The 22,672-nt window shown below is 72.4% G+C and carries 13 protein-coding genes and 1 riboswitch; of the genes, 8 read left to right on the top strand and 5 right to left on the bottom strand.

Annotation, left to right across the window (positions count from 1 at the left end; translation table 11 throughout):
* Window positions 1–16: 16 nt before the first annotated feature.
* Together guaA and OG702_RS13670 are read left to right on the top strand one after the other, a co-directional pair.
* The gene (guaA, locus tag OG702_RS13675) at window positions 17–1,621 is read left to right on the top strand and encodes a glutamine-hydrolyzing GMP synthase (RefSeq protein WP_327289161.1); all 1,605 of its coding nucleotides are present in this window, start codon (window positions 17–19) and stop codon (window positions 1,619–1,621) included.
* 161 nt (window positions 1,622–1,782) lie between these two features.
* Window positions 1,783–2,340 (top strand): DoxX family protein, encoded by a 558-nt coding sequence (locus tag OG702_RS13670; RefSeq protein ID WP_327289160.1) that lies wholly within the window; start codon window positions 1,783–1,785, stop codon window positions 2,338–2,340.
* Here OG702_RS13670 and OG702_RS13665 read toward each other — a convergent pair.
* Complete coding sequence (locus OG702_RS13665; RefSeq protein WP_327289159.1) at window positions 2,288–2,506, bottom strand: hypothetical protein; 219 nt, start codon at window positions 2,504–2,506, stop codon at window positions 2,288–2,290. The two genes, OG702_RS13670 and OG702_RS13665, sit on opposite strands and share 53 nt — an antisense overlap.
* Entirely contained in the window at window positions 2,503–3,798 is a 1,296-nt protein-coding gene (locus OG702_RS13660) for a PspC domain-containing protein (RefSeq protein WP_327289158.1), read from the bottom strand. The genes OG702_RS13665 and OG702_RS13660 overlap by 4 nt, the downstream gene beginning before the upstream one ends.
* A gap of 148 nt (window positions 3,799–3,946) precedes the next feature.
* Here OG702_RS13660 and OG702_RS13655 point away from each other — a divergent pair, with 148 nt between their 5' ends.
* From OG702_RS13655 to OG702_RS13630, 6 genes are all read left to right on the top strand, one after another.
* Entirely contained in the window at window positions 3,947–5,317 is a 1,371-nt protein-coding gene (locus tag OG702_RS13655) for an ATP-binding protein (protein WP_327289157.1), read from the top strand.
* Entirely contained in the window at window positions 5,314–6,006 is a 693-nt protein-coding gene (locus OG702_RS13650; protein WP_327289156.1) for a response regulator transcription factor, read from the top strand. The genes OG702_RS13655 and OG702_RS13650 overlap by 4 nt, the downstream gene beginning before the upstream one ends.
* Window positions 6,007–6,146: 140 nt before the next feature.
* A complete protein-coding gene (locus OG702_RS13645; protein WP_327289155.1) occupies window positions 6,147–7,058 on the top strand; it encodes a transglutaminase-like domain-containing protein in 912 nt (303 codons plus the stop codon).
* 304 nt (window positions 7,059–7,362) lie between these two features.
* Window positions 7,363–11,079: a LamG domain-containing protein gene (locus OG702_RS13640; protein WP_327289154.1), complete on the top strand. Its 3,717-nt coding sequence runs from the start codon at window positions 7,363–7,365 to the stop codon at window positions 11,077–11,079.
* Between the two features lie 516 nt (window positions 11,080–11,595).
* On the top strand, window positions 11,596–17,961 hold the full coding sequence (locus tag OG702_RS13635; RefSeq protein WP_327289153.1) for an RHS repeat-associated core domain-containing protein: 6,366 nt from the start codon (window positions 11,596–11,598) through the stop codon (window positions 17,959–17,961).
* Window positions 17,962–17,971: 10 nt separating this feature from the next.
* The gene (locus tag OG702_RS13630) at window positions 17,972–18,544 is read left to right on the top strand and encodes a hypothetical protein (protein ID WP_327289152.1); all 573 of its coding nucleotides are present in this window, start codon (window positions 17,972–17,974) and stop codon (window positions 18,542–18,544) included.
* A 50-nt stretch (window positions 18,545–18,594) separates the two neighbouring features.
* Here the strand turns inward: OG702_RS13630 and OG702_RS13625 are convergent, their stop codons facing one another.
* The 3 genes from OG702_RS13625 to OG702_RS13615 all read right to left on the bottom strand — a co-directional run bounded on the left by OG702_RS13625 (window position 18,595) and on the right by OG702_RS13615 (window position 22,517).
* The gene (locus tag OG702_RS13625) at window positions 18,595–19,770 is read right to left on the bottom strand and encodes a C40 family peptidase (RefSeq protein ID WP_327289151.1); all 1,176 of its coding nucleotides are present in this window, start codon (window positions 19,768–19,770) and stop codon (window positions 18,595–18,597) included.
* Between the two features lie 305 nt (window positions 19,771–20,075).
* Window positions 20,076–21,110, bottom strand: coding sequence for a C40 family peptidase (locus OG702_RS13620; protein WP_327289150.1), 1,035 nt, complete (start codon window positions 21,108–21,110; stop codon window positions 20,076–20,078).
* A gap of 7 nt (window positions 21,111–21,117) precedes the next feature.
* A riboswitch (cyclic di-AMP (ydaO/yuaA leader) is annotated at window positions 21,118–21,274 on the bottom strand.
* A gap of 130 nt (window positions 21,275–21,404) precedes the next feature.
* Complete coding sequence (locus tag OG702_RS13615; protein WP_327289149.1) at window positions 21,405–22,517, bottom strand: C40 family peptidase; 1,113 nt, start codon at window positions 22,515–22,517, stop codon at window positions 21,405–21,407.
* Window positions 22,518–22,672 lie beyond the last annotated feature (155 nt).

Genomic DNA, 22,672 nt, shown 5'->3' with positions numbered 1-22,672 from the left:
CGCCGGAAGGCAGCCCGTGGCACCAGCGACCCCCGCCGCCCCCGACCGCAGCACCGAGGCCGCGACGGACACCGTCCTCGTCGTCGACTTCGGCGCGCAGTACGCCCAGCTCATCGCCCGCCGGGTGCGGGAGGCGCGGGTGTACAGCGAGATCGTGCCCTCGACCATGCCGGTCGCCGAGATGCTGGCCAAGGGCCCGAAGGCGGTCATCCTGTCCGGCGGCCCCTCGTCGGTCTACGAGCCGGGTGCGCCGACGCTCGACCCGGCGCTGTTCGAGGCCGGGGTGCCGGTCTTCGGCATGTGCTACGGCTTCCAGCTGATGGCCACCGCGCTGGGCGGCACCGTCGACAACACCGGGGCGCGCGAGTACGGCCGCACCGAGCTTGACGTGTCGCGGCCCGGCTCCACGCTCTTCGAGGGCACCCCGGCCGAGCAGTCGGTGTGGATGTCGCACGGCGACGCGTGCTCGGCGGCGCCCGAGGGCTTCACCGTGACCGCGTCCACCGACGTCGTGCCGGTGGCCGCGTTCGAGAACGACGAGAAGCGGCTCTACGGCGTGCAGTACCACCCCGAGGTGCTGCACACCACGCACGGCCAGCAGATCCTCGAACACTTCCTCTACCGGGGCGCGGGCCTGACCCCGACCTGGACCACCAGCAACGTGGTGGAGGAGCAGGTCGAGCTGATCCGCGCCCGGGTCGGCAGCAGCCGGGCCATCTGCGGGCTGTCCGGCGGCGTCGACTCCGCGGTCGCGGCAGCCCTGGTGCAAAGGGCCATCGGCAGCCAGCTGACCTGCGTCTACGTCGACCACGGGCTGATGCGCAAGGGCGAGACCGAGCAGGTCGAGAAGGACTTCGTCGCCGCGACCGGGGTGCAGCTGCGGGTGGTGGACGCCTCCGAGCGCTTCCTGGCCGCGCTGGCCGGGGTGTCGGACCCGGAGCAGAAGCGCAAGATCATCGGCCGGGAGTTCATCCGGGTCTTCGAGCAGGCGCAGGCCGAGATCGTCGCCGAGGCGCCGGGCGACCACCCGGTGGAGTTCCTGGTGCAGGGCACCCTCTACCCCGACGTGGTCGAGTCCGGCGGCGGCACCGGCACCGCCAACATCAAGTCGCACCACAACGTCGGCGGCCTGCCGGAGGACCTGGAGTTCCAGCTGGTCGAGCCGCTGCGCAAGCTCTTCAAGGACGAGGTCAGGATGGTCGGCCAGGAGCTTGGCCTGCCCGACGAGATCGTCCAGCGGCAGCCCTTCCCCGGCCCCGGCCTGGGCATCCGCATCGTCGGCGAGGTCACCAGGGAGCGCCTCGACCTGCTGCGGGAGGCCGACGCGATCGCCCGCGAGGAGCTGACCGCGGCGGGCCTCGACCGGGAGATCTGGCAGTGCCCCGTGGTGCTGCTCGCCGACGTACGCTCGGTCGGCGTGCAGGGCGACGGCCGCAGCTACGGCCACCCCATCGTTCTGCGGCCGGTCTCCTCCGAGGACGCGATGACCGCCGACTGGTCGCGGCTGCCCTACGACACCCTGGCCCGGATCTCCACCCGCATCACCAACGAGGTCAAGGACGTCAACCGGGTCACGCTGGACATCACCAGCAAGCCGCCGGGCACCATCGAGTGGGAGTAGTCCCCCCGCGGGCCGCTCCGGCGGCCCGCCCCGCCGCCGGATCAGGTTTCCCCCGCCGGTGTTGAGTCACAGCGCGCTGGTGTACGTATGACTGTCTGACGCCGGCGCACCGGAAGACCGCTTCCACCCCACGACGCGCGCGGCGGGAGAGGCGGGAGACGATGCGCGAGACGATCGACACCTGGCGGGAGGCCGCCAGACGCCATGCGCTGCTGCCGTTGCGGATCTTCCTGGGCGTGACCTTCATCTACGCCGGGCTCGACAAGCTGACCAGCGACACCTTCTTCACCGACAGCGCCAACGGGTCGCTGGTGCAGATCCTGCACGGGTCGCACGACTCGGCGGCGATCCCCGGGATGATCGACCTCGCGCTCAAGGCGCCGCACGGCTTCGGGTACGCCATCGCGCTGGGGGAGCTGGCGGTCGGGCTCGGCACGCTGGTCGGGCTGCTGGGGCGGGTGGCGGCGACCGGCGGGGCGCTGATCTCGCTGAGCCTGTGGCTGACGGTGAGCTGGTCCACCACGCCGTACTACTACGGCAACGACCTGGCGTATCTGATGGCGTGGCTGCCGCTGGTGCTGGCCGGGGCGCCCACGCTCTCGCTGGACCGCCGGCTGCGCGCCCGCCGGGAGCCCGCGGCCGTGCCGGGGGCGCGTACCGCGACCGCTACGGCCGCCGGCGTCCACGGCGGGCCCGTACGGTCCGCGCCCCCTGCGTGACGGTGCCGGCCGCGGCGGCCAGTGCCAGGCCGCCGAGGGCCAGCGGGCCGGAGCGGGACGGGCGCAGGTCCCACACGCCGCCCGCGTCCAGCAGGAAGAAGACCGCCAGGGTCAGCAGGACCAGGCCCATGACCAGGGCGGCGGGCTCGAAGCGGTGCCGTCTCACCGGACCACCTTGACCTGGCCCACGCCGACCTCGATCTGCAGGTCGAGGGTGCCGGTCGACGCGGTGCCGGCCGGCGGCTCCAGGGTCACCGTGCGGTGCTGTCCGGTCTTGAGGTCCACGCCGTCGTTCACCTTTCCCGGCAGCACGGTCTCACCGACGCCGAGGTCGTAGTCGAGCACCACGGTGGCGCCCGGGGGCAGCAGCACTTCCGCCTGGCCGGCGCCCACCTTGAGGTGGGTGTGCACGGTGGTGCCGCCCAGCGGGACCGCGGTCAGGTCGAGCAGGCCGCGTCCGGTGCCGCGCTCGTACTCCGGCTGCACGGCGGCGGCGCTGCCCGGCCGCCAGGCGGTGCTGCCGACGCCGTGGCCGGTCCTGGGCAGCGCGGTGGCGCCGACCAGCCCGGCCAGTATCAGCACCGAGAAGAAGACCGGGCCGCCCCTGGCCCGTCCGGCGAAGGACGCGAACACGAAGGCGGTGCCCAGCACGCCGAGCGCGGCCGCCAGGCCGATCTCCGCGCTGGCGCGGGCCGGCTGGTAGGGCCAGGACACCCCGGTGCCGACCCCGAGCGCGGTCAGCATCAGCAGGAAGACCGCCAGCGAGAACGGCCAGTTGCGCTCGCGCCCCTGCCTGACCGCCTTCTTCCTGTCCTGCCACGCCTGCCGGTCCAGGTCGCCGTAGGGCCCGTCGTCGGGGCCCCACAGGTAGCCGGGCTGGTCCTTCGACAGCGGGTCGCGCCACCAGGACGGCGACCCGCCGGGCTCCGGCGGCGCCTGGACGGCGGGCGGCGCGTCGACCACGGCCGCGGCCGTCACGGGCGAGGCGGTCTCGCCGGGCGCCCGCCGGCGCTGCATCGACCAGTAGACGGCGCCCGCGGTGGCGAACAGCAGGATGAGCGAGAAGGCCTGGTTGGCGCCGTTGCCGAGCATCGAGGCGTAGAGGCCGCAGCCGACCAGCGTCATCAGCACCGCGGTCAGCGGCGCGCCCTCGATGCGGCCGGACATCAGCCGGTGCGCCTCGCTCTGCTCCTCACCCTCCTGCGGGATGACCAGCCAGCCCATGCCGTAGACGATCAGACCGATGCCGCCGGTCAGCGACAGCACGGCGAGCACGATCCGGAAGATCACCGGGTCGATGCCGAAGTAGCGGCCCGCCCCGTCGCAGACGCCCGCCAGCACCTTGTGATCCCGGCCACGGGTGATCCGCGGCCGGCCCTCCCCGTGCGGGCCGCTCTCCTCGGCGGGGGCGCGGGCGGCACCAACCGGTGGCACCTCGTCGTGCGGCTCTTGCGTCATGTCCCCCATGGTGGCCGCTCCCGGCGCCGCCCGGCACCCACCGCGACCCTGGAAGGACCCTGATCCGACCCTGGTCCCTCACCCGGGGCAACCCTTGGGGGATCGACCCTGATGCCCCGACAGGGCCGGACGTGTGACGATCGGGGGTATGTCAGCGAGCAGCGCCCCGCCGGGGGCGCACACGGGACCGCCGGGCGGCGGTACGCGGCCCGGCGAGCGTACGTCCGGTGCGCGCCTGGGGGACCGTACGGCCACCGGCGGCCCGACGGGTGCGTCGTTCCTCAACCCGCCCGACCCCGCGGACGCCGGGGTGCGCAAGCTCTACCGCAGCTCCGAGGGCCGGATGGTCGGCGGCGTCGCCCGCGGCCTGGCCGGTCACCTCGGGCTGCCCGTGCTGTGGGTGCGGGCGCTGTTCCTGGTGCTGGCCGCCTTCAACGGCATCGGCGTGCTCCTCTACGCCGTCTTCTGGTTCTTCGTGCCGCTGGGCATCGGCGGGGTCGCCGAGGCGAAGGAGCCGCGCGACGCCCGCTCCTGGCTGGCCGGCAAACGCCCCGACAAGGGCCAGGTGATGGCGCTGATCGCGCTCGCGGTCGGCACCGGCATCCTGATCGACAACCTCAACCTCGGCGCCGCCAACCGCGCGGTCTGGCCGCTGCTGATCGTCGGCCTCGGCGTGGCGCTGGTGTGGCGGCAGGCCGACAACGCCCGCAAGGCCCGCTGGGTCGAGATGAGCCACGGCAAGCGCTTCTGGCCGCTGGTACGCGCGGCGGGCGGTGTCGCGCTGGTCGTCGCCGGCGTCACCGGCTTCATCGTGGTGCGCGGCACCGGCACCCACCTCGGCGGCATCCTGCAGGCCGCGCTCGCCGTGCTGGTCGGTGTCGCGCTGATCGCCGGCCCCTACCTGGTGCGGATGACGCAGGACCTGTCGGCGGAGCGGCTGATGCGCATCCGCGCCCAGGAACGGGCCGAGGTCGCCGCGCACGTGCACGACTCCGTGCTGCACACCCTCACCCTGATCCAGCGGCACGCCGACGACCCGCGCGAGGTCTCCCGGCTGGCCCGCGCCCAGGAACGCGAGCTGCGCGCCTGGCTCTACCGCCCCGAGGGCACCGGCCGCGACGACGAGCCGACGACGCTGGCCGACGCCGTACGGGCCGCCGCCGCCGAGGTGGAGGACGCGCACGGGGTGCCGGTGGAGGTGGTCTGCGTCGGCGACTGCCCGCTGGACGACCGCCTCGTCGCCACCGTGCAGGCCGCGCGGGAAGCCATGGTGAACGGCGCCAAGTACGGTGGCGGGGCGGCGGTCCAGGTCTACGCCGAGGTCGAGGACGGCCAGGTGTTCGTGTCGGTGCGCGACCACGGACCCGGCTTCGACCTCGACGCGGTGCCGGACGACCGGATGGGCGTCAGGGAATCGATCATCGGCCGGATGCGGCGCAACGGCGGCGAGGCACGGCTGCGCGCCGCCCCCGGCGGCGGCACGGAAGTCGAACTGGAGATGGAGAGGGTGGCGGCATGACGGACACGGAATCGGCCCCGCAGGAAGAACGGCACGTCAGGGTGGTGCTGGTGGACGACCACCGGATGTTCCGCACGGGCGTGCAGGCCGAGATCGGCGCCACCGCGGAGACCGGCGTCGAGGTCGTCGGCGAGGCCGCCGACGTCGACCAGGCGGTGGCGGTGGTCACCGCGACCCGCCCCGAGGTCGTCCTGCTCGACGTCCACCTCCCCGGCGGCGGCGGCGTCGAGGTGCTGCGCCGCTGCGCCGCGCTGGCCGCCGACCCCGAACACCCGGTGCGCTTCCTGGCGCTGTCCGTCTCCGACGCGGCCGAGGACGTCATCGGCGTCATCCGCGGCGGCGCCCGCGGCTACGTCACCAAGACCATCACCGGACCCGACCTGATCAACTCCATCTTCCGCGTCCGCGACGGCGACGCCGTCTTCTCCCCGCGGCTGGCCGGCTTCGTGCTGGACGCCTTCGCCTCCACCGACGCCCCGCCGGTGGACGAGGACCTGGACCGGCTGACCCAGCGCGAACGCCAGGTCCTGCGGCTGATCGCCCGCGGCTACGCGTACAAGGAGATCGCCAAGCAGCTGTTCATCTCGGTGAAGACCGTCGAGTCCCACGTCTCGGCGGTGCTGCGCAAGCTCCAGCTCTCCAACCGCCACGAACTCACCCGCTGGGCGACGGCCCGCCGGCTGGTCTGACCCCCGGCTGACCCCGCCGCCGGTGCGGCGGGCCGTCCACGCGGTCCGGCGCTCTGGACAGTGCCGCGCGGGATTTGACACGGTGGGGCGCAGCGGCCCGTGAATCGAACGTGTGCCCGAATCCGCCCCGGAGGACCGCCATGCCCGCTCCCCGTCTCGCGCCCGACGTCGCCGCGTACTACCGCGAGCAGAGCGTCACGTCCGACCCGGGCGCCCACGCCGGGCTGTACGCGGAGCTGCCCCGCGACCCGGCCGAACTGGCCCGCGTGGTGCGGGACCTGATCCTGCACCGGGTGGAGGGCAGGCACTTCGGCGTGCCGATCGCCGAGGACCGGCTGCGGGACGACGCCGAGACGCGGTACGTGGACGACATCCTCGGGCTGATCGTCGCCCGCGACGGGCGCGCGCTGTCCTGCCGCCGGGAGTGGTCCGACCGGTTCATCGGGATCTGCCGGGACTTCACGCTGCTGCACGTGTCGTTCCTGCGGCACGCGGGGATACCCGCCCGGCTGCGGTCCGGATTCGCCGACTACTTCTCCGACGACGGCTTCCACTGGGACCACGTCGTCACCGAATACTGGGACGACGCGCGCGGCTGGCTGCTCGCCGACCCGCAGCTCGCCGACCCCGAGCGGTACGCCGTGGACTTCGACCCGATGGACGTCCCCCGGGACCGCTTCCTGGTCGCCGGCCGGGCCTGGCAGCAGATCCGCGCCGGGGAGGCCGCCGCGGAGAGCTTCGGGCTGGCCCTGGAGGAGCACCCGATGATCGGCTCCTGGTTCGTCGCGGGCAACGTCCGCCTCGACCTGGCGGCGCTGAACAAGGCCGAGACGCTGCTGTGGGACATCTGGGGCACCGGCGCGGGCAGCGAGAGCGAGATGACCGACGAGATCCGCGCGCTCTACGACCGGGCGGCCGCGGTCACCGCGGGCCCCGACGTGGACGTGGCGGCCGCCCGCGAGCTGTTCACCACTGACGACGGCCTGCGCACCCCGCCGACCGTGCTGTCGCTGGCCCCCTTCCGCGGGCCCGCGCAGGTCACCCTGCGCTGACCGGCGGGGCGTTCGGCTGCGCCCCAGCCGCCCCCTGCGTCCCGCTGCTTTCCTCGGTCGCGGCTTTACCGGGACACGTGCCGTCCGCACTCCGCTGCATTACCGGTCACGCACCCGCGGTTCACCTGGAATTAACCCCACCGGGGGTATTTACCGGGCGTAATGCGAACCTCAAATTTCGCTATTGACGGTGCTCGTTCACCGATGCTTTTCTTACGGCGTTTGTATTTTCGCAGGCGCTCGTGGGGTGGGTATTGTGAAGCGGAGTGGAATACGTCGGCGCGGGCCTGGGCGGCTCAGACCGGTGGTCGCGGTCGCCGCCGCGGCGGGGCTGCTGTCGGTGCTGCCGGCACTCGGGGGGTCGGCCGCCGTCGCGGACACCGGGCGGCAGGGTGCGGCGGCGCCGGGCGGTGACGCCAGGACCGCCTCCGCGCGGGCCGCGGCCAGCGGCACGCGGGTGGAGGTCACGGGGGACCGGACGGAGTTCGCGACCACCTACGCCAACCCCGACGGCTACACGTACACCCAGGAGCAGTCCGCCGTGCCGGTGCGGGTGCGCGCCGCGGGCGGCGGCTGGACCGCGCCCGACCCGACGCTCCAGGTGCGGGCGGACGGGACGGTCGGGCCCAAGGCCGCGATGGTCGACCTGGCCTTCTCCGGCGGCGGCGCGGCCCCGATGGTCAGGATCGGCAGCGGCAGTACGGCCATCGCGCTGACCTGGCCGGGAGCGCTGCCCCGGCCCGTGCTCGACGGGGACAGCGCGGTCTACCCCGACGTCCTGCCCGGGGTGGACCTGCGGCTGACCGCGTCGGTGCAGGGCTACCGCGAACTGCTGGTGGTCAAGACGCCTGCGGCCGCCGGCGAGGACCTGAAGAAGATCGACTTCGGCGTGCGGAGCAGCGGCCTGCGGATCGACCAGGTGGCCGGCGGCGGCCTGTCCGGCGTCGACGCCGACGGCAAGCAGGTCTTCACCGCGCCGCCCGCCCAGATGTGGGACTCCCGCGGCACCGGACCCGCCGCCCAGCAGGCGGCCAGGGCCGCCCGGCCCAAGGCCGGGTCGGGGGCGCGGCCGGAGGCGACGGGCGCGGCGGGGAGTGCCGCCCGACAGCCCGCGGCCCCCCTGCCCCCCGCCTCCGCCGTGGACGGCCCCGCGCCGGGCGCCGGCGCCGCGGACGTACCGCTCACCGTCTCGGGCGACGCGCTCGCCCTGGCCCCCGACGCGTCGCTGCTGAAGCAGACCGACCCGGCGGCCTACCCGCTCTACATCGACCCGAACATCGGCCTCGCCTCCGGCGTCCCCGAGCACACCCTGCTGCGCAGCGACGGTTATGAGGATTACGGCTGGGCCAACGGCACGAATGGCGAGGGCGACGGTAAATGCGGGCAGTGGGGCGATTACCCGTGCGGCCCCGGATACGTGCAGCGGCTTTACTTCCAATTCACCCCGGGAAATCTCAAGGGCAAGCAGGTACTGTCGGCGACCTTCCGGGTGACGTCCCCCTGGGCCTTCCAGTGCTCGCCCCGGCAGACCGACCTGGTGCGGACGAACAACATCTCGTCCTCGACCACCTGGGCGTCGCGGCCCAAGGAACTGGACTGGATGGTCGACGAGTCGTTCTCGGCCGGCCGCGGCTCCACCTGCGACCCGGACTCGCCCGACGCGCCGATCGAGTTCAAGGACAACCCGGCGGAGAGCGACGAGAACCTGACCCCGACCGTCCGTGACTTCGCGGCCGGCAAGTTCGCCAAGCTCACCCTGGAGCTGCGGGCCCACGACGAGGGCGACACCTCGGCCTGGAAGCGCTTCAAGAACAACGCGACGCTGACCGTGAACTATGTCGGCGTGCCGGTGCCGCCCACCTCCGCGGGCATCCTGGAGGGCACCGGCGTCAGCTGCGAGCCCAACTCGGCGGCGCCCGACGTGGTCGGCGACCCGCACCCGCAGTTCACCGCCCACCCCCGGGTCGCCTCCGGCGGCAGCTCGGCCGGCGCCCCCGCCAAGCTGCGGGTCGACTTCACCGTGCAGCAGCAGCTGAGCTCCGGCACCTGGTCGGTGGTGACCGAGCCGATAAGGCCGATGGCACCGGACTTCGCCGGCGACAACGGCACGGTCAGCGCCCCGTCCCCGATCACGCTGTCCGAGGGGCCGCTGTACCGCATCGCGGCGTCCACCTGGTCGTACGAGGACAACCAGAGCACGCACGTCAACTCGCACAGCACGGTGACCACCACCGGCTGGTGCTACTTCAAGATCGACACGACCGCGCCGAAGGCGCCCACGGTGACCTTCAACGGCCCCTACACCTCCTGCACCACCAACGACTGCCAGGCCGCCGGCGGGCCCGGCAAGGCCGGCTCCTTCACCTTCGCCGCGGCCACCGGTGACAAGGTCACCGGCTTCCAGTACAAGCTGGCCAGCGGTGCCTGGTCGGCGACGATCAAGGGCGCGGGCCCGGTGACGGTGAACGTCACCCCGCAGCTGACCGGCACCCAGCAACTGCAGGTGCGGGCGATGGACGACGTCGGCAGCGGCCGGTGGGGGACCAAGCAGATCGTCGCGTTCAAGGTCGCCGAGGGCGCCGACGCGGTCAGCCGCTGGCACTTCGACGACTCCGCCCCCGGCAGCGGCGCCGTCACCGCCGCCGACACCGCCACCGCGGCCGGCTCCCGGCACCCCGCGACCCTGCACAACGCCGGCGCCGGCTGGTCGAGCCTGGGCCGGCGCGGCGCGGGCGACAACTCGCTGTGGCTGAACGACACCACCGTCAGCGACCAGCAGACCGGCTACGCCGAGACGGCGGGCCCGGTGGTCAACACCCAGGACTCCTTCACCGTCGCCGCCTGGGTCAACCTCACCGACACCACCGCCTACCACTCGATCCTGTCCCAGACCAGCACCGACAAGAGCAGCTTCACGCTGCGCTACTCGCCGGGCGTGCACCGCTGGGTCTTCCTGTGGACCTGGCCGCAGTCCGGCACGGCCACCTGGCTGGGCGTCAACGGCGGCACCGACGTCGTGCCGGGGGTGTGGACGCATGTCGCCGCCAGTTACGACAAGGACGCCAACACCATCAGCCTGTACGTGAACGGGGTGCCGCAGGGCGCTCCGGTGCAGCTGCCGGCCGCGGCGACCGCGGGCGCCAGTGACGGCCCGCTGGAGATCGGCCGCTACAAGGACCCGAAGACCGGCACGTTCGTGGAGAACTGGAAGGGCCGGGTCGACGAGGCCGAGGTGTGGCAGCGCGCGCTGACCCCCGACGAGATCGCGCTCGACGCCCAGCTGCTGGACGCCGACGGCAAGCCCGCCGTCGAGAACGTCGCCCAGTGGCAGCCCGACCCGGCGGCGACCGGGACCTCGCTCGCCGACACCGGCAGCGGCTACGTCCACCCGCTGAACCTGTCCAACGGCGCCTCGCTGGCGGACGGCGCGATCGTGCTGGACGGCGCCAACGACGCGGCGGCGACCGCGGGTCCGCTGGTGGACGAGACCGGGTCCTTCACCGTCACCAGCCAGGTGCAGATCGACCAGGACGCGATGCTCCTCAAGCCGGACGGCTACACCGCCCAGGTCGCCGGGCAGCGCGGCGCCAACGGCTCGGCCTGGGGGCTGTGGTACCAGATCACCGGGCGCAGCACCGTCCTGGACGACGACCTGAACCTGGTGACCGTACCGACCAGCCGCTGGCTGTTCGGCCGGCTCAACGCCGACGGCACCTTCACCGGCGCGTCCTCCGAGGTCGAGGTCGGCGCCGACACCGGTGACGGCTCCAACGGCGAGGGCGCGGTCCGCGTCAGCGGCGTCTTCGACGCCCAGGCGGGCACGGCGGCGCTGTACATGGGCGTCGCGCCCGAGGACGAGCAGCCGTACACCGTGATCCAGGGCGCCTCGCTCTTCTCCATCGGCGACGCGTTCGTCAACGGCGCCTGGAGCCACTACCTGCCGGGACGCGTGCAGGACGTCAGGGTCTGGTCGGGCGCGATGAGCGACCCGGACCAGATCGGCACCGTCATCGGCGACTAGCGGCTGCCTTATCGCCGCGGCTTCGCCTCCGGGCGCTTGTGACCCGGTGTCGACGGTCGATCGTGCTCGGCCCTTCTCCCCCAGGGCTTCGCCTGGGGGGACCCCCATCAGGGCCTCCGCGCGTTCTCCCTTTCGACACCGGCGCGCCCTTCGGCTCAGCCGCCTTATCGCCGCGGCTTCGCCTCCGGGCGCTTGTGACCCGGTGTCGACGGTCGATCGTGCTCGGCCCTTCTCCCCCAGGGCTTCGCCTGGGGGGACCCCCATCAGGGCCTCCGCGCGTTCTCCCTTTCGACACCGGCGCGCCCTTCGGCTCGGCCGCTACCGGCACTCGTTTTGCGGCCGGCACCAACTCCATTGGTGCCGGCCGCAGTCAGGTCCGCGTGCCTTCCACGCGGGAATGTCCAGGGGAGGGTTCCAGCAGTGAGATCAGTGTCAGGCGCCCGCCGACCACGCCGCCCGGCGTGGTGGCGGGGCAGAACGCTCGGGGCGGCGCTGGCGACAGCGATCGTCGTGCCGATGCTCGGGCTGAGCGTCGGCCCGGCGGTCGCCGCAAGCGGCAGTCCGCTCGGCCGGACCGATGTCCGCAAGCCGCGCAGCACCACCACGCACGCCGTCGCGCTCGGCGCCAAGAGGCAGCGCGACGACTTCGCGCGGCAGAAGAAGGCCGACAGCGGGCAGGCCGCCCGCGCGCTCACCCAGCAGCACGCGGCCTGGCCGAAGGGCGGTACGGCGACGGTCGCGGTGGACGGCGCGCTGCCCGCCGGCAGCGCGACCGCCGCGGCGCCGCGCAAGGACGCCAACTCCGCAGCGCCGGCCGGCGGTCTGCCGGTCGTGCTGACCGGCGCGGCCGGCGCCACGGCCGCGGCGACCGCGAAGGTCACCGTTGCCGACCGGGCCGCCACCGGCGCGGCCGGCGTCCGCGGGGTGCTGCTCGCCGTCACCCCGCAGGGCGCGGCACGACCCGCCGACATCCGGCTGGGCTACGCCGGGTTCGCGTCCGCCTACGGCGGCAACTGGTCGGGGCGGCTCGGCCTGGTGCGGCTGCCCGCCTGCGCCCTGACCACCCCGGAGCAGGCCGCCTGCCGTGCGCAGACGCCGCTGGCGACCAGCAACGACGTGGCCACCCGGACCGTCTCCGCGGTCCTGCCGCAGGCGGCCGCCGCCCAGCCGATGGTGCTCGCGCTGACCGCGGGCGGCACCGGCGAGGCCACCGACGGCGCCGGCGACTTCTCCGCCACCGCCCTTTCCCCGTCCGCGGGTTGGACCGCCGGCGGCTCCTCGGGCTCCTTCACCTGGTCCTACGACATGACCGCCCCCTCGGCGCCGGCCGGACCCGCCCCTTCGGTGTCGCTCGCCTACGACTCCGGCAGCGTCGACGGGCAGATAGCGACCAGCAACAACCAGGGCTCGCAGGTCGGTTCCGGGTTCACCGACACCGCCGAGTCCTACATCGGCCGTGACTACGGCTCTTGCGACGAGGACGGGCACGACAAGGTCTACGACCTGTGCTGGAAGTACGACAACGCCTCGCTGGTGCTCAACGGCAAGTCCACCGAGCTGGTCAAGGACGACACGACCGGCACCTGGCGGCTCGCCGACGACGACGCCTCGACCGTCATCCACTCCACCGGCGCCGACAACGGCGACCAGGGCGACGGGGTCGACGGCGCGGGCGAGTTCTGGACCGTCATCACCGGTGACGGCACGAAATACGTCTTCGGCCAGAACAAGCTGCCCGGCGCGGGCACCCAGCGGACCAACTCCGTCTGGTCGGTGCCGGTCTTCGGCGACGACGCGGGCGAGCCGGGCTACGCCAAGGGCACCGCGTTCGCGGACCGTTCGTACAACCAGGCCTGGCGGTGGAACCTCGACTACGTGGTGGACACCCACGGCAACGCCGAGTCCTACTGGTACACCGCGGAGACCAACTCGTACAAGAAGAACAAGGCCACCACCGCCAACGCGACCTACACCCGGGGCGGTTACCTCGACCACGTCCTCTACGGGCAGCGCTCGGACACCCTGTTCACCGCCACCGCGCCCTACCAGGTGCACTTCTCCTACCAGGAGCGGTGCCTGGCGGCGGACTGTTCCAGCCTGACCGAGAAGACCGCGCCGAGCTGGCCGGACGTACCGTTCGACCAGATCTGCGCGGCGGGCGCGTCGGACACGGCCTGCAAGGCGGTCGCCCCGTCGTTCTTCTCCCGCAAGCGGCTCACCCAGGTGCAGTCCTCGGTGTGGTCCGGCACCGGCACCACCTACACCCCGGTCGACACCTGGGCGCTGACCCAGAAGTACCTCGATCCGGGCGACATCGGCGACAGCTCCGACCAGTCGCTGGTGCTCGACTCCATCACCCGCACCGGGAACAGCGCAGGTGACGTCCCCCTCAAACCGGTGTCGTTCACCTACCAGCAGCTCGCCAACCGGGTCGACGCGACCGACGACATCCTGCCGCTGTCCCGGCCGCGCATCGAGGGCATCACCTCGGAGACCGGCGCGATCACCACCGTCACCATGTCGACGGCGGACGACTGCGTCCGCGGTTCCAGGATGCCGGCCGCCGAGGACGACGACACGATGGCCTGCTACCCGGTCTACTGGCACATCAACGGCGCCACCGACGCCTCCGTCGACTGGTTCCACAAGTACCGGGTGCTGTCGGTCAGCACCGCCGACCCGACCGGCACCAACGAGCCTGTGGTGCACGCGTACGACTACGCCGACCCGGCCTGGCACCACAACGACAGCCCGCTGACCCCGGAGGACGAGCGCACCTGGTCCATCTGGCGCGGCTACGGCACGGTCACCGACTACACCGGCAACACCTCGGCGGGCCGGGAGAAGACCGTCACCACGTACATGCAGGGCATGGACGGCGACAAGAAGAAGACCGGCCCGGCCCGTTCCGCCAGCGTCACCGGTCAGACGGTGCCGGGGCTGACCGTCCCCGCGGTCACCGACGCCGACCAGTACGCCGGATTCACCCGTGAGTCGGTCACCTACGACGGCGCCACCGCGATCTCGGCGACCGTCGAGGACCCGTGGTCGGCGACCACCGCGACCCAGCACAAGTCGTACGCCGACGTGGAGGCCTCCTACGTCAGGACGGGGAAGTCCTACGACTACACGTATCTGACCGCCCAGTCGAAGTGGCGCGGCACCTCCACCGCCACCTCCTTCGACTCCTACGGCATGCCCGTCTCCCAGGACGACGCGGGTGACCTGGCCAAGACCGGCGACGAGACGTGCACCCGCACCTGGTACGCCCGCAACGCCGGCATCGGCCTGACGTCACTGGTGTCCAGGACCCGCGAGGTCGGCAGGCCCTGCTCGACCGCCGACAGCGGCCTGTCGCTGCCAACCAGCAGCACCACCCGGGGCGACGTGCTCTCCGACACCGGCACCGTCTACGACAGCAAGGACGCCACCACCTGGACGTCCAGCCAGACCCCGACCAAGGGCGACGGCAACTGGACCGGCCGCGCCGCCGCCTACCCGGCGGCCGCCGACGCCAACGGCGACCGCAAGCCCACCGGTTGGCAGACCACCGGCACCTCCACCTTCGACGCCCTGGGCCGCCCCCTCCTCACCAAGGACGCGGCGGGCAACCCCGACACCACCACCTACACCCCCACCGGCGCGGGACCGGTGACCAAGTCGGTGGAGACCAACGCGGCCGGGCAGAACACCGTCACCGTCTACGAGCGGCTGCGCGGCCTGCGCACCCAGATCTTCGACGCCAACAGCAAGCTCACCGAGCTGACCTACGACGGACTCGGCCGGCTCACCGGCGTGTGGCTGCCCAACCGCAGCAAGGGCGGCGGCGAGAGCGCCAACACCACCTACGCCTACCACGTCGACAACGCCACCCCGTCCTTCATCGCGACCTCCTCGCTCGGCGTCAACAACGCCCGCTCCACCAGCTACCAGATCTACGACGCCCTGCTGCGGCCCATCCAGCAGCAGACGCCCACGCCGATCGGCGGCCGGCTGCTGACCGACACCCGTTACGACTCGCGGGGCCTGACCACCGCGACCTACGCCGACACCTACGACAGCTCTAAGGCCCCGACCGGCACCTACGATCGCGGCGAATACGGCGGCACACCCACCCAGCACCAGATCACGCTGGACGGCGCCGGACGCACCACCGCGGACGAACTGCTGGTCTACGGCGTGCCCAAGTGGACCATCAGCACGTCCTACACCGGTGACTCCACCGCGACCAGCGCTCCCGACGGCGGCTCCGCGACCCGGACCGTGACCGACGCGCTGGGCCGCACCACCGAACTGCGCGAATACGCCGGGCCGTCCTACGCCGACACCGACTTCGGCGCCGCCTCGCCCGCGCCCGCGCACACCAGGACCGCGTACACGTACACCAGGGACGACCAGAAGGAGACGGTGACCGGGCCCGACGGGGCCAAGTGGTCCTGGAGCTACGACCTGTTCGGCCGGCAGACCTCCGCGACCGACCCCGACGCGGGCACGTCGACCACCACCTTCACCGCGCTGGACCAGACCGACACCAACACCGACTCCGAGGGCCGCAAGGAGCTCTTCGGCTACGACAGCCTCGGCCGCAAGACCGGGCTGTGGCAGACCGCCCGCACCGACGCCGGCCGGCTGGCGAGCTGGACCTACGACACCCTCGCCAAGGGCCAGTTGACCTCCTCGACCCGTTACGACGCCGGCAAGCAGTACAGCGACACCGTCACCGGCTACGACAACCTCTACAACGTCACCGCGAGCACCACCCAACTCGACCCGGCGGACCCGCTGGTGACCTCCGGCGCCGCCCAGGCCTCGTACAGCTTCACCGCGAAGTACAACACCGACGGCAGCCTCGCCTACCGCGGCGAGCCCGCCGTCGCCGGGCTGCCCGCGGAGAACGTCAGCTACACCTACACCCCGACCGGCGACGTCGACACGGTCGTCGGCACGTCGAACTACGTCCTGGACACCGCCTATTCGGAGACCGCCCAGCCCGAGCAGCTCACCCTCGGCGTCTCGCCGTCGCCCACCGTCAAGCAGGCCTACCTCGACAACCAGTACGAGGAGGGCACTGGCCGGCTGCTGCGCAGCTACGTCACCGACGACACCCACGCCTGGATGCCGCAGGACCTGCACTACAGCTACGACGACGCCGGCGACGTCACCAAGATCAGCAACCCGGCGACGCTGGGCGGCACCACCACCAGCGACACGCAGTGCTTCGGCTACGACGGCTACCAGCGCATGACCAGCGCCTGGACGCCGGCGAGCGGCGACTGCACCGCGGGCACCGCGGCCACCGCCGCGCTCGGCGGCCCGGCGCCGTACAGCAGCAGCTACACCTTCACCTCCGGCGGCCTGCGCACCGGCGACACCGAGCGCACCGCGGCCGGCACCGGCAGCACGACGACGTACTGCTACAACAAGCCGGCTCAGCCGCACGCGCTGACCACCACCCTGACCTCGGGGACCTGCGCCGGGGCCGCCGACACCTACAGCTACGACAAGACCGGCAACACCACGGCACGCCCGGTCGCGGGCACCGGCGGGCAGGCGCTGTCGTGGAACGCCGAGGGCGACCTCGCCACCAGCAGCGAGGGCGGTGACGCGGCCGGCTACCTCTACTCCGCCGACGACGACCTGCTCATCCGGCACGCCACCAGCGGTGACGGCGAGAACGTGCTCTACCTGGGCTCGACGGAGCTGCACGCGAAGAAGGGCGCGGACGGCAAGGTCACCAGCTGGGGCGTGCGGCAGTACAGCGAGGGCGACGGCGGCCAGGTCGTCGCCGAACGCACCACCGAGCCGGGGGTGCCCCAGCTGAGCTGGATCGCCTCGGACAGCCATGGGACCGCCGGCATCTCGCTGGACGGCGCCACCCAGGCGATCACCACCCGCTACACCACCCCCTACGGCGCCGCCCGCGGCACCAGCCCCGCCAACTGGCCGGACGACAAGGGCTTCCTGGGAGCCCCCACCGACCCGGACAGCGGCCTGACGCAGATCGGCGACCGGCAGTACGACCCGCTCACCGGGCGGTTCCTCAGCGTCGACCCGCAACTGGAGACCGACAAGCCGCAGACGCTCAACGGCTACGCCTACAGCGCCGACAACCCGGTGACCTTCAGCGACCCGACCGGCGACGGCCTCGCGTGCGGCCCGCCGTTCGCCGAGGCGTGCCCGCACAGCCCGAGCAAGGGCAAGGGCGACGGCGGCGACCACCGCACCCAGAAGGAGAAGGACGACGACGCCAAGCACAACAGGAACCAGGGCAAGACGTCCGGCAGCAACAGCGGCGGCAAGTCCATCGACTCCAGGACCCAGGACTGGCTGCACAAGAACCTCGGATACAACGGCGGCGCGAACCTCGACGCCAAGACCTTCCGGGCCTGGATGGACAGCGCCGACAGCAAGTACGCGGCGCAGATCCAGGAGTTCGACAAGTGCATGGCCGCCGGCACCTCGGCGGCACAGTGCAAGGACTCGGTCCACATGCCGCACGGGCGCACCACGGCGGACCGGCTGAACTCACTGTCCAACGACGTCATGATCGGCTCCGCCGCCATGATGCTGGCCTGCGCGGCGACCACCGGTCCCGGCGTGGGCGTCTGCGGCGCCGCGGCGCTGACCGCGTACACCGTGCTCCAGGTGGCTGCCAACGCCTACCAGGCGTACTACAACTGCAGGAACGGGTTCGGCAGCTCGTGCCTGAAGTCGTCCCTGCAGACCGTGTTCGTCTTCGTCGGCATCGGATACGCCTCGAAGTTCGAGGGCACACCGGTGGCGAAAGCGGCCAAGTGGATCGGGGACAAGGCGGGCACACACAAGATCATCGACGCCGGCAAAGCCATCGGCGGCGCGGCCAAGCATCTGAAGTTCTGGTGACGAGGTGACCATGACCATGACCGAGACCGGCAGCACGACAGCGCCCCACCTGGTGCCGCTGGCCGCCCAGGCCAGGCATTCCGGCATCGGAGCGGCGGTGGGCGGCGCGGTCGCGCTCGCCGTGCTGCTGCCCGCGGCGGACAGCGCCGACTGGCAGGGCACGAAGGCCGTCGGGCAACTGGCGCTGACCGCGCTGCTGATCGCGCTCTGGGCGTATCAGCAGTTCGGTGCCAGGTCCCGCGCGCGGGTCGCGCGCGACTACGCGGCCGCGGTGCCGGCCCCCGACACGCTCTGGCACGACCAGACCGGCCGCAGGAAGGACCTGCGGCGCGGCACCGTCGTGATGGGGCTGGTCGCGGCCGGCTGGGCGCTGGTGTGCGCCGACTACGTCCACCTGCCGCTGGTCGGGCTCGCCTTCCCGCTGATGATGCTGCTCGGCATCCTCCAGGCGCGGCAGACCACCCGGTGGGAGCGGGACTACGGCGTGGTGCTGTGGAAACCCGCCCTCACCGTGGTCGGCCCCGGCGCGTACGGCTCCGCGCCGTGCTACTCCACCCGGCCGGAGGTGACGCCGCAGCCATAGGCCGGAGTTGACGCGCCGGCCCCAGGCCGGCACCACCGCCGCACCCCGGCTCAGCCCGGACGTACCGCCGCCGCGAAAGGCATCTCGCTGATCGGCGCGACACGGACCGGGGAGCCGGGGTGCGGTGCGTGGATCATGTTGCCGCCGCCGATGTAGAGGCCGACGTGGCTCGCACCCGAGTAGAAGAACACCAGGTCACCCGGCTGCAGTTGGGAGCGGGAGATGCGGTGACCCGCGTTGATCTGGGTGTAGGTGGTGCGGGGGAGCGAGACCCCGGCCGACCGCCAGGCCGCCTGCGTCAGGCCGGAACAGTCGTACGCGTGCGGCCCGGTGGCACCCCACACGTAGGGCAGGCCGAGCGCCCGGTAGGCGAACGCCACCGCCCGCGCGGCACGCGGGGAGGCCGTCGTGACCGGGGCGAGCGGGGCGCGCACGGCGGCCCGGGTGGCGGGCGCGGCCGCGTCGGACGCCGGCGCGGGGCCGTCGGCGGCCGCGACCGCGGCCCGCTGGGCCGCGGTCAGCTGGGCCAGCAGCGCCTGGGCGGCGGTGAGTTCGGCGGTCACCGTGCGCTTGTGGTCCGCGACCCTGGACTGGGCGTCGCGCAGCGCGGCCAGCCGGCCCGCGGCCAGCGAACGCGTGTGGGCGATGTCCTGCTGCTGGGCGGCCAGCCGGGTCAGCGCCTGGCTCTGCTGGGTGCCGGCCTGCCGGAGGTAGGACGCCCGGGCGAGGTAGGTGTCGGGCGTGGAGCTCAGTGCGAGCTGCAGCAGCGGGTCGATGCCGCCGGAGCGGTACTGCGCCGCGGCGATGCTGCCGAGCGCGTCCCTGGTGCTGTTCAGCTTCGCCGTCTTGCGGGCCAGCTGGTCCTGGAGGGCGGAGACCGCCGAACTCGCGGTGTCGGCCTGCTCCTTGGCTCCGTCGTAGTCCTGCGTGGCCTGCTCCGCCTGCTGGTAGAGCGCCGCCACCTTCGCCCTGACCTGGTCCGGGGTCAGCTGCGGTGCCGCGTTGCCGGCCTCGCCGAACAGCGAGACGGTGGCGGCCGAGGCGAGCACGAGGGTGACACCGATCCGGGCGGTGGTGCGGGTCGTGCTGGTCGTGCTGGTCGTCGTGCGGGTGGTGCGGGGGGCGCCCGGGCTGCCGCTACCGCTTCCGCTGCCGGTTAAGGCGATGCGTTTCTTGCGGTGCGCGGGAGTGTGCGCGGGGGTGAGGGCGGGACTGTGTGAGGCCATCGCGGGCCGTCACTCCTTCCGAGGGGCGGCCCGGCGGCGGCTGCACGGGGGAGCAGCACGCCGCCGGGCCTTCGGCGGGGGTGGCCGTTGCCGTCCGGTACCGGACGGCAGTGGGGTGTCGGCCACCTGAGGAGCGACGCTAAACCTGCCCGGGGGCGCACCGGGACGTACTGACCGGGACTGTCCCGTATCGGTCGGCCCGTGCAAGGAAACGACCGCCGTTCGACGGGTGAGCGGGACGGAAACGGACCCAGCCTGACCGTTGGCCCGTTTCCGGCCCCGGCGCCGCGGGCGTGTGCCTGCGGTCAGGCGACCCGGCGGGCGGCGGCGAAGGGCATCCAGCTCAGCGGGGCGACCTCGACGAACGCGCCGGTGTGCGGGGCGTGCACGATCTGGCCGTTGCCCAGGTAGATGCCCACGTGGGACAGCCCCGAGTAGAAGAAGACCAGGTCGCCGGGCTGCAGGTCGGCCTTCGAGACGGCGACGCCGTCCTTGTCCTGGTCGTAGGTGGTCCGGCCGAGCTTGACGCCCGCCGCGCCGTAGGCGGCCTGGGTCAGGCCCGAGCAGTCGTACGAGCCGGGGCCGGTGGCGCCGTAGACGTACGGCTTGCCACGCTGGGCGAGCGCGAACTTGATCGCGGCGGCGGCACGGCCGGACGCGGGGCCGGAGTAGCTGTAGCTCGCCGGCGAGGACTTGCCCTTCTTCATGCCGGCGATCTTGGCGCGCTGCGCGGCGCTGAGGCTGTTGAGCAGCTTCTGCGCGGCCGCGAGCTTGGTCTGCACCGTCTTCTTCTGGGTGGCCAGCTGCTTCTGGGCGTTGGTCAGCTGGGTCAGGCTCGCAGTGGCCTGCGACCGCTGGATCGAGGCCTGCTCCTGCTGGATCTGGAAGTTCTTCAGCGCCTCGGTCTGCGTCGCGGAGAGCTGGTTGACCATGTGCGACTGGTTCAGGAACTGCTCGGGGTTGTCGGCCAGCAGCAGCTGCACGGTCTGGTCGATGCCGCCGTCGCGGTACTGCTCGCTGGCGAACTGTCCCAGCACCCGGCGGGACTCGTTCATCTGCTCGGTCTTCCGGGCGACCTGCGCGAGCAGCTGGTTGGTCTTGTCGCGCTGGGTGTCGGTCTTCTCCTTGGCCTGGTCGTAGTTCTGCGTCGCGACCTCGGCCTGCTGGTTCAGGGTGTCGATCTGCGCCTTGACCTCGGTGATGGAGGGCTTCGCGGGCGCCGCGCTCGCGCTCTCGCTGAGCAGGGTGACCGATGCGATGGCCGCCGCGGTGACGCCGACCGCCGCACGGGGGGCGGTCGAGGCGAGTATCCGCGGGCGCGGCTTGCGATGCGACGCCACGAAGGCGACTCCTTCCGTGAACCGCCGACCGGGTTAGCTGACGGGTTCGGGCAGGGAAGGCAGCCCTACGGGTCGGACACCTGCCGGCGTCTGTCCCGATTCACCCCGATGGTGCGTGGTGGGTCCCCGGTTCCGGCCTGGGCCGGATTGAGCGGAGGCGGCGCGGTGCCGGCACTTTCACCGGCGGCGAACGCGTCACCTAGCGGGTTACCGTACTCAACTTCTCCGGATGTTGGGAAGTTTGGATTGCAACGTGACCGAAATCGCTTTGTGATCTTACGGTTGGTGGTCGATTCAGTACGGACGAACCGCTGCATAGATCGGCATTTCGGTGATCGGAGCGACCTTGACGACCGTTCCCGTGTGCGGAGCGTGGATCATGTTGCCGTCGCCGATGTAGAGACCGACGTGGCTGGCGTCGCTGTAGAAGAAGATCAGGTCACCCGGCTGGAGGTCCGAGGTCGAGACCCGGGTGCCGACGTCGACCTGCTCGCCCGTGGTCCGCGGCAGCGTGATGCCCGCCGCCTTGTAGGACGCCTGGGTCAGGCCCGAGCAGTCGAAGGAGGCCGGGCCGGTCGCGCCCCACACGTACGGCTTGCCCAGCTGGGCGTGCGCGAAGGCGATGGCCTTGGCGGCGACCGACGCGTTGGCCGGCGTCGCCGGCGCGGTCGACCCCGACTTCTTCGCCGCTGTCTTCGCCTTTGCCTTCTCCTGTGCGGCGATGGCGGCGGCCTTCCGCTTGGCCTCCTGCTCCTGCTTGGCCTGCAGGGCCGCCAGCCGTTCCTTCTCCTGCGCGGTGAGGCTGTTCAGCAGCGTCTGGGCGGCGCCCAGCTTGGTCTGCACGTCGGCCTTGGCGGTCCGCAGCTGCGCCTGCCGGGTGGTCAGCGTCGCCAGGCTCCTGGCCGCCTCGATGCGCTGCTGGGTGGCCGCCGCCTGCTGCACCCGGTAGGACTCGACGGCCGACTTCTGCCGCTTCCCCAGCAGGCCCACCAGATGCGTCTGGTCCAGCAGGTCCTGCGGGTCGGTCGCCATCAGGAAGCGCCCGGTCGAGTCGTCGCCGCCGCTGCGGTACTGCGCGGCCGCGTACTGCCCGAGCAGCCGGCGCGAGTCGTTCAGCGTCTGCGTCTTCTGTGCCGCCTGCGCCAGCAGCTTGTTGACGGTGGCGTTCTGCTGGGAGGCCTGCTCCTTGGCGCCGTTGTAGTGCTCGGTGGCGACCTCCGCCTGGTGCAGCAGCGCGTCGACCTTCGCCTTCACCGCGCTGATCGACGGCTGCGGCGCGGGCGCGGCGGGTGCGGCGCCCGCGGTCTCGGAGAACAGGGTCACCGTGGCCAGGGCGGCCGTTGTGAGCCCCACAGCCGTGCGCGGGGCGGTGATCGTCGCGGTACGGGTCTTACGGTGTGTCGCCATCCCCGGCGGACTCCTTTCGGACACTGCCTGGTGCGGCACCGTAGCCGGGCGGCGGCACCGCTGGGAAGAGCGGTGTCCGATAGGCCCGATACCTTTTCGTAATCAAGTCGGATTGTCACTCAGCGTGGTAATCGGGCTACCGCCGCCGCCGGGTG

The organism is Streptomyces sp. NBC_01198 (assembly GCF_036010485.1).
Taxonomy (GTDB): Bacteria; Actinomycetota; Actinomycetes; order Streptomycetales; family Streptomycetaceae; genus Actinacidiphila.
Note: the sequence above shows the minus strand (reverse complement) of the source record. Positions and strands in the feature narration are given on the sequence as shown.

Excerpts from the sequence above, each read along its gene's own strand:
- OG702_RS13670 (WP_327289160.1), top strand. The coding sequence starts at position 1,783 with ATGCGCGAGACGATCGACACCTGGCGGGAGGCCGCCAGACGCCATGCG.
- OG702_RS13660 (WP_327289158.1), bottom strand. The coding sequence starts at position 3,798 with ATGACGCAAGAGCCGCACGACGAGGTGCCACCGGTTGGTGCCGCCCGC.
- OG702_RS13655 (WP_327289157.1), top strand. The coding sequence starts at position 3,947 with ATGTCAGCGAGCAGCGCCCCGCCGGGGGCGCACACGGGACCGCCGGGC.
- OG702_RS13650 (WP_327289156.1), top strand. The coding sequence starts at position 5,314 with ATGACGGACACGGAATCGGCCCCGCAGGAAGAACGGCACGTCAGGGTG.
- OG702_RS13645 (WP_327289155.1), top strand. The coding sequence starts at position 6,147 with ATGCCCGCTCCCCGTCTCGCGCCCGACGTCGCCGCGTACTACCGCGAG.
- OG702_RS13635 (WP_327289153.1), top strand. The coding sequence starts at position 11,596 with ATGCTCGGGCTGAGCGTCGGCCCGGCGGTCGCCGCAAGCGGCAGTCCG.
- OG702_RS13630 (WP_327289152.1), top strand. The coding sequence starts at position 17,972 with ATGACCATGACCGAGACCGGCAGCACGACAGCGCCCCACCTGGTGCCG.
- OG702_RS13625 (WP_327289151.1), bottom strand. The coding sequence starts at position 19,770 with ATGGCCTCACACAGTCCCGCCCTCACCCCCGCGCACACTCCCGCGCAC.
- OG702_RS13615 (WP_327289149.1), bottom strand. The coding sequence starts at position 22,517 with ATGGCGACACACCGTAAGACCCGTACCGCGACGATCACCGCCCCGCGC.